Annotated in this window: 12 protein-coding genes; 1 reads left to right on the forward strand and 11 read right to left on the reverse strand. The window is 67.0% G+C overall.

Annotated elements, in window-relative coordinates; translation table 11 throughout:
- The first annotated feature begins 43 nt into the window (after positions 1-43).
- The gene (locus ACAZ03_RS07560; RefSeq protein WP_373356826.1) at positions 44-1,912 is read left to right on the forward strand and encodes a M10 family metallopeptidase C-terminal domain-containing protein; all 1,869 of its coding nucleotides are present in this window, start codon (positions 44-46) and stop codon (positions 1,910-1,912) included.
- 106 nt (positions 1,913-2,018) lie between these two features.
- Here ACAZ03_RS07560 and ACAZ03_RS07565 read toward each other — a convergent pair whose 3' ends face one another.
- The 11 genes from ACAZ03_RS07565 to ACAZ03_RS07615 all read right to left on the reverse strand — a co-directional run bounded on the left by ACAZ03_RS07565 (position 2,019) and on the right by ACAZ03_RS07615 (position 12,600).
- Entirely contained in the window at positions 2,019-3,110 is a 1,092-nt protein-coding gene (locus tag ACAZ03_RS07565; RefSeq protein WP_373356827.1) for an ABC transporter ATP-binding protein, read from the reverse strand.
- Positions 3,107-3,907 (reverse strand): ABC transporter permease, encoded by an 801-nt coding sequence (locus tag ACAZ03_RS07570; RefSeq protein ID WP_373356828.1) that lies wholly within the window; start codon positions 3,905-3,907, stop codon positions 3,107-3,109. The genes ACAZ03_RS07565 and ACAZ03_RS07570 overlap by 4 nt, the downstream gene beginning before the upstream one ends.
- 4 nt (positions 3,908-3,911) lie before the next feature.
- Positions 3,912-4,775 (reverse strand): ABC transporter permease, encoded by an 864-nt coding sequence (locus tag ACAZ03_RS07575; RefSeq protein WP_373356829.1) that lies wholly within the window; start codon positions 4,773-4,775, stop codon positions 3,912-3,914.
- Positions 4,776-4,928: 153 nt separating this feature from the next.
- A complete protein-coding gene (locus ACAZ03_RS07580; RefSeq protein WP_373356830.1) occupies positions 4,929-5,999 on the reverse strand; it encodes an MBL fold metallo-hydrolase in 1,071 nt (356 codons plus the stop codon).
- A gap of 193 nt (positions 6,000-6,192) precedes the next feature.
- Entirely contained in the window at positions 6,193-6,810 is a 618-nt protein-coding gene (locus ACAZ03_RS07585) for a TetR/AcrR family transcriptional regulator (protein WP_373356831.1), read from the reverse strand.
- Positions 6,811-6,824: 14 nt separating this feature from the next.
- The gene (gene ppk2 / locus ACAZ03_RS07590; RefSeq protein ID WP_373356832.1) at positions 6,825-7,697 is read right to left on the reverse strand and encodes a polyphosphate kinase 2; all 873 of its coding nucleotides are present in this window, start codon (positions 7,695-7,697) and stop codon (positions 6,825-6,827) included.
- A gap of 58 nt (positions 7,698-7,755) precedes the next feature.
- Positions 7,756-8,685, reverse strand: a complete 930-nt coding sequence (locus tag ACAZ03_RS07595; RefSeq protein WP_373356833.1) for an alpha/beta fold hydrolase — start codon at positions 8,683-8,685, stop codon at positions 7,756-7,758.
- Positions 8,682-9,605 (reverse strand): homoserine O-succinyltransferase, encoded by a 924-nt coding sequence (metA, locus tag ACAZ03_RS07600; RefSeq protein WP_373356834.1) that lies wholly within the window; start codon positions 9,603-9,605, stop codon positions 8,682-8,684. The genes ACAZ03_RS07595 and metA overlap by 4 nt, the downstream gene beginning before the upstream one ends.
- A 28-nt stretch (positions 9,606-9,633) precedes the next feature.
- Complete coding sequence (locus tag ACAZ03_RS07605) at positions 9,634-10,503, reverse strand: ATPase (protein WP_373356835.1); 870 nt, start codon at positions 10,501-10,503, stop codon at positions 9,634-9,636.
- Positions 10,504-10,512: 9 nt separating this feature from the next.
- Positions 10,513-11,445, reverse strand: coding sequence for a DMT family transporter (locus ACAZ03_RS07610; protein ID WP_373356836.1), 933 nt, complete (start codon positions 11,443-11,445; stop codon positions 10,513-10,515).
- 90 nt (positions 11,446-11,535) lie between these two features.
- Complete coding sequence (locus tag ACAZ03_RS07615; RefSeq protein WP_373356838.1) at positions 11,536-12,600, reverse strand: OmpP1/FadL family transporter; 1,065 nt, start codon at positions 12,598-12,600, stop codon at positions 11,536-11,538.
- Positions 12,601-12,604: the final 4 nt, after the last annotated feature.

Genomic DNA, 12,604 nt, shown 5'->3' on the forward strand with positions numbered 1-12,604 from the left:
CCAACCTTAACTTAAATTCAGCATAGTCTTTTCGGGGGGGGCCATGGCCTATCTTAACGGACAGTATTTTTCGGAGACGGGCGACGCCCTCGTCGACATGATGACACATGGTTACGTGTGGGACACGGGGACGGAGGGCCGGATCGACTGGTCCATCTCCGATTCGCCGTCGATCATCTGGGCGGATCCGGCGGGCATCATCGCGGCCTACAGCCAGCTCTTCGCCGAGATCGACCAATATGTCGCCGTGGATTTCGTGTTCAGCGGTCACTACGACGATGCCGATGACGCCTATGCCTACGGCTCCGACGTCAACATCGCCTTCGATGACGGCGACTACGTGTCGTGGTTTCCCTACGAACCCAGCACATTCGCCATCGGGAACTTTCCCGAGCCCGGCGATATGCGGGCGGGGGACATTTTCCTGAACGCCTACAGCCCCATGGCCGATATCGACCTGACGACCAGGGGCGGGCTCGGCTATTTCGTCGTCATGCACGAGATCGGTCACACGATCGGGCTGAAGCATCCGCATGACGATGGCGGCACCGGCCGGCCGACCTTCTACGAACTCGGGCTCGACTATCTCGACGACACGCTCTTCACCGTCATGTCCTACGATTTCTCCTATGGCGATGACGGTCGCGGCACCGGCCAGTCCAATCCGGGCACCATGATGGTGCTCGACGTCCTGGCGCTGCAATATCTCTACGGCGCCGACATGAGCACCAATGCCGGCAATACGTTCCACGTCATCGAGAGCGATCTGGTCTACGAGACGATCTGGGACGCCTCCGGCACCGATACGCTGGATGCGCGCGAGGCCGAGGAAGGCTGGAGCATTTCGCTGCCGGACACGACGTTTTCGGATCTCGTCGACACGATGGTGGGCGCGGCCTTGCCGATCGAGGATCTTCTCAGCGAGCGCCCGAGCGACTTCCTGTGGCTCCTCGGCGATATCGAGAATGTCTACGGCAGCCAGTTCGCCGATCTCATTTCGGGCAACGCCCTCGACAACCTGCTCAAGGGCAATGGCGGCCGCGACGAGCTCTATGGCAACAGCGGTGACGACATCATCAACGGCGGCGACGATGCCGACGTGATCGATGGCGGCGAAGGCTTCGACATTCTCGCCGGCGGCGCCGGCTGGGACGTCATCACCGGCGGCTATGGCGAAGACCTGCTCCTCGGGCATGGCGGCGCCGACATCCTCGGCGGCGGCGTCGGCGGAGACCGGATCAACGGCGGCGCAGGCGGCGACACGATCAACGGCCAGCTCGGCAATGACATCATCAACGGCGCCTCGGGCCGCGACTGGATCAACGGCGGCATCGGCCAGGACCTCATCAATGGTGGGGCCGATCGCGATGTCGTCGACGGCGGCGGCGGCCATGACAACGTCCGCGGCGGGGCGGGGCACGACATCGTCTCCGGCGGCAACGGCTGGGATACCGTGCGCGGCAACATCGGCAACGACCAGCTCGACGGCGGCAACGGCAATGACTTCCTGAAGGGCGATGGCGGCTTCGACCGGCTGACCGGCGGGCTCGGCATTGACCGGATGATGGGCGGCGCCCAGGCCGACAAGTTCGTCTTCACGAGCACGACGGAGAGCCGCGCCAACGCTGCCAGCGCCGACCGGATCCTCGATTTCGAGGCGGGCGACAAGATCGACCTGCATCTGATCGACGCGAGCTCGCTGCGGGGCGGCAACAACAAGTTCGTCTTCTCGGGGACGGACAAGATCGGTTCCGAATCCTACGGCGAGGTCGTGTACCGGCAGGTCGATCTGGCGGGCGAGGACAAGGACTTCACCATGGTCTATATCGACACCGACAACGACAAGGGCGCGGAGATGGCGATCTACCTCTCCGGCCTCGTCGACCTGACGGCGTCGGATTTCATCCTCTGATCAAAGACTTGCGCGCCGCATTTGATGTGGCGCGCAAGCTCTGTTCTGCAAGTCGCGGAATGCGCGCGATTTCCGTGCGAGAGCTACGCGCTACATGCGCCGCAGCTCAGGCCGCCGGCAGGACCACCAGGGCCTTTTCGTCCCAGGTCACCCGGGCCGGCGTGCCGACGTCGAGCACCGGGCGGCCGATGAGGTTCTTCATCGACAGGCGGAGCGGCGTCTCCACGCCCGGGATGCGCACGTCGTAATAGGTCATGTCGCCGTAATAGACGACCTCGTCCACCACCGCCTCCGTCACCCGCCCGCGGTCGGGCTCGCCCTCGAAGAGCAGCGACAGTGTCTCCGGCCGGATGCCGATACGCGCCGGGCCGGTGAAGGCGCCGGAGGTCATTTGGTCGGGCGCGACGCCGGCGCGGCCGAGGCCGGGCATATCGACCTCGCCGGGGCCGGTCACCTCGCCGGGGAGGAAGTTCATCATGCCGATGAACTCCGCCACCCGCGCCGAATTGGGCCGGCGATAGAGGCTCTCGGGGTCGCCGAGCTGGCCGATCTCTCCCTCGAACATCACGGCGATGCGGTCGGACATGACCAGCGCCTCCTCCTGGTCATGGGTGACGAGGATGAAGGTGATGCCGACCTCGCGCTGGAGCTTCATCAGCTCCACCTGCATCTGCTCGCGCATCTTCTTGTCGAGCGCGGAGAGCGGCTCGTCGAGCAGCAGAACCTTGGGCTTGAGGATCAGCGCCCGCGCCAGCGCCACCCGCTGCCGCTGCCCGCCGGAAAGCGCATGGGCGGCGCGCGAGCCGTAGCCCGCCAGCCCCACCATCTCCAGCGCCTCGCCGACGGCCTTGGTCTTCTCGGCCTTGCTGCGGGAATCGCGGCGAAGCCCGAAGCCGACATTTTCGGCGACGCTCAGATGCGGGAAGATCGCATAGCTCTGGAAGACCATGTTGGTCGGCCGGTGGTTGGGCGCCACGCGCGCCATGTTGCGCCCGTCGATATGGAGCGCGCCGTCAGAGATCGGCTCGAAGCCGGCGATGGTGCGCAGAAGCGTCGTCTTCCCGCAGCCGGAGGGCCCCAGCAGCGAGAAGAACTCGCCCGAGCGGATCTTCAGGTCGATGCCGCGGAGCGCATGGTAGTCGCCATACCATTTGTGCACGGCCTTCAGCTCGATCAGCGCATTGCTCTCGGCGTTCAAATGAAGCCTCCCGGGTCCTTGATGCCGGCGCGGCGGAGGCCCCGGCGGCGGAAATATTCGGCCGTCGACAACAGGATGATCGACAGCGTGACGAGGATGGTGCCCAAGGCCATGACCACCGGCAGTTTCGCCGGAAAGCGCAGCAGGCCCCAGATGTAGACGGGCATCGTCGGGTTCGCGCCGGTGAGGAAGAAGGCGATGATGAACTCGTCGAGCGAGATGGTGAAGGCGATCAGCATCGAGGAGATGATGCCGGGCATCACCAAGGGCAGGATCACCAGACGGAAGGCGCTCCAGCGGTTCTCGCCGAGGTCCATCGCGGCCTCTTCCATCGCCGGATCGAGGCTCTGGAAGGCACCGTTGAGGATCGCGACCGAGAAGGGGGTGCACATGAGGGTATGCGCGGCGATGACCGTCCAGTTGCTAAGGCTCATGTCGAGCACCTGGCGGAGCATGACGAGCAGCGACACGGCGACGATGATCTCCGGCAGCACCAGCGGCAGCATGATGAAGCCGATGATCCCGCCCTTGCCGGGGAAGTTCGCCATGGCGCCGGCGCGGGCGGTGAGCATCCCGAGCAGCGTCGAGAAGAGGGCCGTCAGCACGGCGATGAAGAGCGAGTTCTTCACTGCGTCATGCAGCGCCTTGGTCGTCCAGAGCTCGCCGAACCACTGGGTGGTGAACCCTTGGAGCGGGAAGGCGATGATCGTGCCGTCGTTGAAGGCGAAGATCGGCAGAAGCACGATCGGTGCGTAGAGGAAGATCAGGTAGGCGATGGCGTAGATGCGAAGGCTCATGGGCTCACCTCAGCCAGCGGCGGTTGAGGAAGATGAGGATGAGCGAGATCGCGGTCACGCAGAGCATGGCGATAATGGCGAGCGCGGCGCCGAGGGGCGCGTTGTTGAGCTGCAGGAACTGCGTCTGGATCATGTTGGCGATGAGCTTGCCGCCCGAGCCGCCCATGAGCTCCGGCGTCACATAATCCCCGATGGTGGGGATGAAGACGATCAGCACGGCGGCCATGAGGCCGGGCATCGAGAGCGGCAGCGTCACGCGCAGGAACGTGGTGAAACGGTTCTCGCCCAGGTCCCGCGCCGCCTCGAGGAGCGAGCGGTCGATCTTCTCCAGCACCACGAAGATGGGCAGGATCGCGAAGGGCGCGAAGGCATGGGCCAGCGTGATGATGACCGAATTCACCGAATAGAGGATGAAGGTCAGCGGCTCGTCGATCAGCCCGATCTCCAGGAGCCCCGAATTGATGACGCCGTTGTAGCCGAGGATCACCTTCCACAGGAACACGCGGACGAGATAGCTCGTCCAGAACGGGATGGTGATGAGGAAGAGCCAGAGCGACTTCCTGGCGTTCGGCACCTTGAACGAGATGAAATAGGCGATGGGATAGGCGAGGATCACCGTGATGGCGGTGACGATGGCCGAGACCTTCAGCGAGCGGCCGAGCAGCACCTGATAAACCTGGCCGTCGAGGAACTCGCGGTAATTGTCGAGCGTGAAGTCGGGAACGACGTCGTAGCCGTCCTTCCGCCAGAACGAGAAGAGGATGATGGCGCCCAAGGGGACGGCGAGGAGGAGAAGGGCATAAAGGAACGGCGGCGCGACAAGGGCGGCGCTGCGCCCCCGCTCGGTGGAAAGAAATCCGCCGGCCATGATCCCGTTCGTGCCCCCGCGCGTCTCTTGTTCGCACAAGGCTTTGCGATGCGGGCCAAAAGATCAATGGGGAAAGTTGCGGCAGGGCGGCTGCAGCGCGCCCTGATGAAAAATCGCGCAGGCAGGGCGGCGCGGGGCCGCCCTGCCGCTCGGTTACTCGGAGCGTTGCTCTGCGATGGCGTCGGTCGCCTCGATGATCGCGGCCATCTCTTCGTAATAGGCCGGCACGTCGAGCTTGAAGGTCGAGGTGCTGCCCGTCAGCTCCCAGCCCCAGCTCTCGAGGCCGAGCGCGTCATAGGCCTCATCCACCGGGATACCCTCGCGGACGATCTCTTCCATGCGGTCGTTCATCTCGTGCACGTTCTCGCCGTATTGCACGACCTCCTCGCGGGTCAGCAGCCGGCCGTGTCCGGAGACGACCGTCTCGAAATCGAGCTTGAGCATCTCGTAGACGGCATCCGCCCAGCCGATGGCGCTGCCGCCGCGCGGGTAGTCGATATGCGGCATCGCTTCGAGCATCACGTCGCCGCCATGGATGATTTTGAGATCGGGGAAGAAGATCACGCTGTCGCTGGCGGTATGGCTCATCGGCAGGTGGATCATCTCGACGCGGACGCCGCCGAGCGTGATCGAGCCGTGGTCGCCATAGGTGATGCGGGGGATCGGCTCGCCCTCATCCGCGGTGTCGCGGGCATATGCGGTGCGGAAGTCGTCCTGCACCACCACCTCCACGCCTAGCTTCATCAGCTCGCTGAGGCCGCCATTGTGGTCGCCATGCGCGTGGGTGGCGACGGCGTAGCGGATCGGCTGGTCGGTAACGGTGCCGATCAGGCGCACGAGCTCCTCGACATGGAAGTCGAACTTGCTATCGGCGATGATGACGCCCTCGGGCGTGACTCGAACGGCAACGACTCCGGGCTCGTGGATGATGCCGTCATCGCCCCAGGTATCGGAGCAGAAGCCGCCGGGCGTGCAGACGTAGAGCGGGCCGCGGACGATGTAGAAACCCTCAGTGACATATTCGATCCACATGCCACGGGGGGTGAGCGTGTCGAAATCCTCCTGCGGCTGGGCGACATCGGTCGGCGGCGGGAAGTTCGACAGGTCGCCCTCCAGCGCCCAGTCGGGCAGCGGGTCGGGCTGGTTCTGTGCCAGGGCCGGGGTTGCGACGCCGGCGACGGCAATCGCCGCGGCGGCGAGCGCCGCGCGTAGAGTCGTTTTCATGGTTTCTCCTCCCAAAGGCCGGGCAGGGGCGCCGGGCCGGACGGCCCGCGATCAATGCCCGGATCATTGACTGGGTGTGAATCCGGGCGGCACCTCCTCGTACCGCCCGCCAGCCAATTCCGAGGCTAGAGACGCGGCCGGCCGCCGGCAATGTGCCAGGTTGGCTCAGCGGCAATCCGCCGAGTGCTGTCGCTCAGTCGTCCGGCCGGATCAGCCCGAGCCCGCGCAGATAGACGCCGATGCCGGTCTCGAGGAGGTCCTCCGGCGGGAAGGGCGATTTGGTGCCCGGCGAGCCCCGCGCGAAGAGCTCCACCACCCCGTGGCTCAGCGCCCAGATATGGGCGGAGAACATCTGCGGCGGCGGCCGGCGGCTGGCCGGGATATGCTCCGAGAGCTTGACCGCGGCCTTCTGCATGACGCCGAGCGCCTTGTCGGCGGCGGCGGCCAGATCGGGGTTGCGCTGGATCGAGATGCCGCTTTCGAACATCGCGACGTAGTGCCCAGGGTACTTGCGGGCAAAGGCGAGATAGGCGCGGCCGACCTTCTCGAAGGCGGCGAGCGCCGTGGGCTTGCCGCCGTTATAGGCGTAATCCATCAGGTCGCCGAAGATCTCGTAGCCCTGCCGCGCCGCCTCGGCGATCAGATCCTCCCGGCCCTCGAAATGCCGGTAGACGGCGGCGGGCGTGACGCCGGCGCCGCGCGCGGCTTCCGAGAGCGTGAAGCCGGTCGGCCCCTTCTCCTCGATCAGCTCCAGCGCTGCCTGCACCAGCGCCTCGCGCAGGTTGCCGTGGTGATAGCCCTGTTTCGCCATGTCAGGCGGCCGCCTCAGCCACGGGTCCAGAGCTCCGGGCCGCCCGCGATGGATTCGTCGACCGGGCCGATCTCTTCGAGATCCTTGCCGTCGTAGTCGAGCCCGTGCAGCAGCGCGCGGATGAGGTTGATCCGCGCCCGGCGCTTGTCGTCGGAGCGCACGATGGTCCAGGGCGCGCCGGTGGTATGGGTGACGAAGAGCGTCTCTTCGATGGCCTCGGAATAGGCATCCCAGCGCTTGAGACCCTCGACGTCGATCCAGCTCAGCTTCCATTGCTTGAGCGGCTCGGTCTCGCGGTCGAGGAAGCGGTCGAGCTGGCTGGCGCGGCCGACGTTGAGCCAGAACTTGAAGAGCTTGATGCCCTCGCCGGTGAGGAGCTCCTCGAAGGGGTTCACCTGCTCGAACCAGCGGGCGCGCTCCTCGTCGGTGCAGAAGTCGAAGACCTTCTCGACGATGCCGCGATTGTACCAGGAGCGGTCGAACAGCACCATTTCACCGGCCGCGGGCAGATGCTTCACATAGCGCTGGAAGTACCATTCGGTGGCTTCCGTCTCCGTCGGTTTGGGCAGCGCGATGACAGGGGCGCCGCGCGGGTTGAGATTTTCGGTGAGTGCCTTGATCGTGCCGCCCTTGCCGGCGGCATCGCGCCCCTCGAAGACGACGGCGATCCGGTCGCCCCGCGCCTTGACCGAGGCCTGCAACCGCACGAGCTGGCGCTGCAGCCGCGCCATCTTGCGCTTGTATTTCTTCTTCGAGAGCCGCTCGGCATAGGGCCAGTCGGGGTTGGTCACGTCGCCCTTCTTCGCCTCCTCGAGCAGCTCGCGGACCTCGTCCGGCGCCTCATGCTCGAGATAGTGGGAAATGGCGCCGTCGAAGGGCAGGGTCATGGGGGTCCAATCGGTTAACGGCCGCGAAGCTACAAGGAAATATGGGGCCGGGAGGGGCCTAGATCAATCCGGCGCTGCGGGCGGCGCGGGTTATCGCGGCCTGCGTGGCCTCCGGGTCGGCATGGTGCGGCATGTGGCCGACGCCGGGCAGAAGCGTCAGCGTGGCGCGGGGCAGGCAAGAGGCGATGCCCCGGGCATTGAGATCGGCGCCACAGGTGGAATCGGCCAGCCCGTGGACGACCTCAACCGGGATACCGAGGCTCGGGTAATCCGGCGCCATGAGGTGGAGCGCGGCGGAGAGGCCGCGCACCTGCCGGCCGTTCTCGGCGAGCGAGCGACGGCGGAGCGTGAGCGGCGCGCCGATGGCCTCCACATAGCCGGGCGGCGGGGTCTGGGGGGCGAAGATGCCGCCCAGCGCCCTCGCCACGTCGCGCTTGCGGGCAAAGACGCTCATGAGCGGCGCGGTCGTCCAGCGGCCCCACCAGGAGCCGGTGGCGGCATAGAAGCTGCTGAGCGGCCCGTCATAGGGCATCATGGCGCCGCCGAGCGTGACGATGGCGGCAGCGGAGCCGTCACGCGGCCAGCCGAGGGCCACGGCGGCTCCGAAGGAATGGCCGACGATGACGGCGGGCGCGGCGCCGAGCTGCGCCGCCGCCTTCGCCAGATGGCGAGCCTGATCGGCGGGCGCCGGATGGCCGGGCAGGGGGGCCGAATGGCCGAGCCCGGGCCGGTCGAAGGCGATGACCCGGAACTGCGGCGCCAGGCGCGCCATGAGGTCGAAGGAGAAATTCCGCAGGTTCCCCCCCGCGCCATGGATGAGGATCACCGCCGGGCCGCGCCCTGCCTCGAGCACATGGACCTTGAGCCCGTCTACCTCGATCAGGCGCCCGACGGGCGGGCAGGCGGCCTCGGCCCGGGCGCGCTGGCGGCGGACGCCGAGGGCGACGAGCGCCACCGCCGCCGCCAGCACCCCGAGCGCCCAGATCATCTGCCGATCTCGGCAAGGTCGAACGGCGTCGTCTGGTAGATCTCGTTGATCCAGTTGCCGTAGAGGAGATGCGCGTGGCTCCGCCAGCGGTTGATCGGCGTCTTCGTCGGATCATTGCCCGGATAGTAATTCGCCGGCACGTCGATCGGGGTCCCGGCCGCGATGTCGCGGTCGTATTCCTCCTTCAGCGTGTGGCTGTCGTATTCCAGGTGATTGATGATGTAGAGCGCCCGGTGGCCCGGGTCGTGCACGAGGCAGGGGCCCGTCTCGTCGGCGGTCATCAGCGTTGTGAGGCCGGGGGCGCGGTCGATATCCTCCTGTCGCATCTCTGTCCAGCGGCTGACGGGCATGGTGCAATCGTCGGAGAAGCCCCGAAGGAACGGCGAGGCGGGGGCGAGGCTGTGGTGGCGGAAGCAGCCGAAGGCCTTCTTCGGCAGGATGTGCTTCGGCACGCCGTGGAAATGCCAGGCCATGGCCATGCCGCCCCAGCAGACGCCGAAGGTCGAATGCACATGGGTCTGCGTCCAGTCCATCACCCGGGTGAGTTCCTCCCAATAGGTGACATCCTCGAACTCGAGGTGCTCGATGGGGGCGCCGGTGATGATGAAGCCGTCGAAGCGCTCGCCGGCGGCCTCGACCTCGCTGAAGGGGCGGTAGAACTCCTCCATATGCGCGGCGGCGGTGTTGCGCGCCTGGTGATCGCTCATGCGGATGAGGCTGAGCTCGATCTGGAGCGGCGTCGCGCCGATCAGCCGGGCGAACTGCGTCTCCGTCTGGATCTTCTTCGGCATGAGGTTGAGGAGCCCGATGCGGAGCGGGCGGATGTCCTGCCGCGCGGCGCGCAGATCGCCCATGACCATGACGCCCTCACCGTCGAGAACGGTGTAGGCGGGCAGGGTCTCGGGCAGCTTGATGGGCATCGGGGCCTCCTTCGGGGAAGGCCGTTATCTAGGCCGCGGCGGCGCGACGCTCAAGGGCGGCGGCGATGACGTGGTTGAAGCTCTCTTCATCCGCCACGCCCGCGGCCTCCTCGGCAGAGATCGTGACCCCCCGGCGCGCCATGGCCGCATAGCGCGGCTGGCGATGCGCGAGGGCGCGCGCATAGGCGAAGCGGATGAAGGCATCGGGGTCGACCGCCTCGGGCGCCTTGCCGGTCTCGGCGAGATAGAGCGCCCAGACCTCGGCGAGGAAGGCCGGCTGATAGGCCATGGGCTTCGGCGCCGCATCGAAGCGGCGGATCAGTTCGGCCTCGTGCTCGGGCGTGCCCTCGATCCAGACGAGGAGGCAGGTTGCCTCGAGCTCCGCCAGGATCGGGTCGTCCGGATCTTCCGGCGCGACCCATTCGCAGATGGAGCCGCCGGAATCGCAGATGAAGTTCGGATAGCCGTAGAGCGACTCGGCCCGGGTGGCGAAATGCGCGGTGTCGTGCAGCGCCGCGATCTCGGCCTCGCGGAAGCGCGCCTGCCGCGCCTGGTATTCCGCCACCGCGAGCCCGCCCTTCGCCGGATCGCCCGGCTTGCCGAGCCAGGACGAGACGGCGGCGAGATTGCCGAAGGTGAGGTTGGCGGTGACGCGGATCGAATCCGTCATCAGCAGCTCGCGCAGGAAGGGCACGGCCATGGCCTCGCGCTTGGCGTTGTCGGCGATGGCCTCGTCGAGATAGCGCGAGCCGATGCGGTAATCGACCGAGTAGTGAAACCAGCGGCCGGTGGCGCGCAGGCGCTGGCTGATATGCGTCTTGCCAAGGCCGGACATGCCGAAAAGAAGCACGCGCTTCTCCGACGCCGCCAGCCAGTCCTCCGCGGTCTCATAGAGCATGGGGAGGGGTTACCTCGGCGCCTGACGCCGCGCCAGACGGATTCGGCGGATGAGCCTGCCATCTATGGCCACAAGGCCGCAGGCGATGAGCGCGAAGCCGGGCCAGGCGCGCAGGGGCAGCGTCTCGCCGAGGATGACGGCGCCGAGCGCCACGCCGATGGGCGCGACGAGCAGCGTCACCAGCAGCGTGTTGCCCGAGCCGGCCGCGGCCATGATGCGATAGTAGAGGATGAAGGCGAAGGCCGTGGCGGCGAGCGCGAGGTAAAGGACGGCGCCGATGGCCCCGGCCGGCAGGGCGCCCGGCGGGCCGGAGAGCGCGAAGGCCAGCGGCACGGCGAGAAGCGAAGCGCCGGTGAGCATCCCGGCGGCGGAGGTGAGCGGCGGCAGATGCGCAAGGCGCCGCCGCGCCCAGACGCTGGCGAGCCCGTAGCTGACCGTCGCGCCGAGGATGGCGAGCTGGCCAAGCGCCGTCGGGTCGAAGCCCGAGAGCGCCGCCGGCCCGATGACCAGCACGACGCCGGAGAAGCCCAGGGCCAGCCCCGCCGCCTTGGCGCCCGTCATCCGCTCGTCGGTGAAGGCGATGGCGGCGAAGCTCATCCCCCAGAGCGCCGTGGAGGCATTGAGGATCGCGGCCAGCCCCGAGGGCACATGCTGCTGACCCCAGGCGATCAGCGTGAAGGGGATGACATTGTTGAGCCCGCCCATGACGATCAGCGCCCCCCAGAGCCCCCAGCCGCGCGGCAGGGGCTGGCGGGCGACGAGCACGGCGATCCAGAGGACGGGCACCGACAGTGCCGTCCGCCCGGCCGTGATCCAGGCCGGGGCCGTGCCGCCGAGGGCGACGGAATTGGCAAGGAAGGTGGCGCCCCAGATCAGCGCCAGGGTGAGCATCTGCGCCCAGGTGACGCCGGAGATGGATTTCTGAACGGGGAGTGCGGTCATGGATCCGCTTGTCCACCGCGGCGCGGGGGCGCGCAATCCGGAACCTGCGGGAAGGCGCGCCCCGGGGAGAGCCCCCGGGGCGCGACGCGGTCAGAAGCGGAAGCCCAGCGACAGGCCGTAGGCCAGCGAATGGTTGCCGCTGAAGTCCGCGTTGGTGAATTCGGCGGTGGTGTCGCCGAAGCGGGTGTAGTTCACCCCCGCGGTGATCTCGGCATTGCCGACGGTATAGGTGCCGCCGACGCTCAGCCCGATCCGCCCGTCGGTCGGATCGAGGTTCGAGGCCGGCAGCTCGTTCGACGCTTCATACCGCACCGTCGCCGAGGCGGCGAAGGCCTCGGAGAAGCGGTAGCCGACGCCGAGGCTGTAGGTATAGACGTCGTTGCTGTAGTCGATCAGGTCGGTGCCGGTCTGGCCGATGTCGATGTCGGTTTCCGTCCAATCCGACCAGCGCACGCCCGCCATCAGAAGCGTGTTGGCGGCGATCCCGGTCTGGACGTCGAGGCTCACCGATTGCGGAAATTCGTATTCCGTCGGCCCGAAGTTGATGACGCCGGCACCGGCAATGCCAGTGGTCTCGTGGCTCATCGAGATAGCCGAGGCATAGGTCAGCGCGGCGCGGAGCGCGATATCGGGGATCTCGTAGCTGGCGCCGACCAGATATCCGGTGCCCGAGGCGGGGGCGAAATCGGTCGTCACGGCGCCCATGGTCAGCGTGCCGTCGGCCGTGACCATCCGGGCCCCGGCGTGGACGGCGAAGTTCTCGTTCAGCCGGTAGCGGCCGAGCGCCGTCACGCCGACGCTGGAGATCGTGCCGACCGCATCGACGGGATAGCCCGGATCGGCGTCGGAATAATCGATGCCGGCGCCATAGGGCGTGTCGATGATGATGCCGAAGGACAGGTTGGTGCCGATATCGGTCTTCAGCGCGAAGCTGTACTGGCTGTAATCCTGCAGCATGTTGCCGGAGCTGAGGACGCCGCCGATCTGGCCGGAGACATCGGGCATCACGAGCCCGTAGCTCAACTCGGCATAGCCGCCACTCTCGAAGATCGGCGAGATGTCGATGCCGGTGCGGTCGAGCCCGCCGGCGAAGGCGGGGGCGGCGCCGGCAAGAAGCGCGGCAACGGCGGCCGCCGACTTATGCAGGTGTGTCATGTGG

This window comes from Pseudoroseicyclus sp. CXY001 (assembly GCF_041714655.1).
Taxonomy (GTDB): domain Bacteria; phylum Pseudomonadota; class Alphaproteobacteria; order Rhodobacterales; family Rhodobacteraceae; genus Pseudoroseicyclus_A.

Coding starts and splice junctions, on each gene's coding strand:
- ACAZ03_RS07575 (WP_373356829.1), bottom strand. CDS start 4,775: ATGGCCGGCGGATTTCTTTCCACCGAGCGGGGGCGCAGCGCCGCCCTT.
- ACAZ03_RS07585 (WP_373356831.1), bottom strand. CDS start 6,810: ATGGCGAAACAGGGCTATCACCACGGCAACCTGCGCGAGGCGCTGGTG.
- ACAZ03_RS07595 (WP_373356833.1), bottom strand. CDS start 8,685: ATGATCTGGGCGCTCGGGGTGCTGGCGGCGGCGGTGGCGCTCGTCGCC.
- ACAZ03_RS07570 (WP_373356828.1), bottom strand. CDS start 3,907: ATGAGCCTTCGCATCTACGCCATCGCCTACCTGATCTTCCTCTACGCA.
- ACAZ03_RS07610 (WP_373356836.1), bottom strand. CDS start 11,445: ATGACCGCACTCCCCGTTCAGAAATCCATCTCCGGCGTCACCTGGGCG.
- ppk2 (WP_373356832.1), bottom strand. CDS start 7,697: ATGACCCTGCCCTTCGACGGCGCCATTTCCCACTATCTCGAGCATGAG.
- ACAZ03_RS07580 (WP_373356830.1), bottom strand. CDS start 5,999: ATGAAAACGACTCTACGCGCGGCGCTCGCCGCCGCGGCGATTGCCGTC.
- ACAZ03_RS07560 (WP_373356826.1), top strand. CDS start 44: ATGGCCTATCTTAACGGACAGTATTTTTCGGAGACGGGCGACGCCCTC.
- metA (WP_373356834.1), bottom strand. CDS start 9,605: ATGCCCATCAAGCTGCCCGAGACCCTGCCCGCCTACACCGTTCTCGAC.
- ACAZ03_RS07605 (WP_373356835.1), bottom strand. CDS start 10,503: ATGCTCTATGAGACCGCGGAGGACTGGCTGGCGGCGTCGGAGAAGCGC.
- ACAZ03_RS07615 (WP_373356838.1), bottom strand. CDS start 12,600: ATGACACACCTGCATAAGTCGGCGGCCGCCGTTGCCGCGCTTCTTGCC.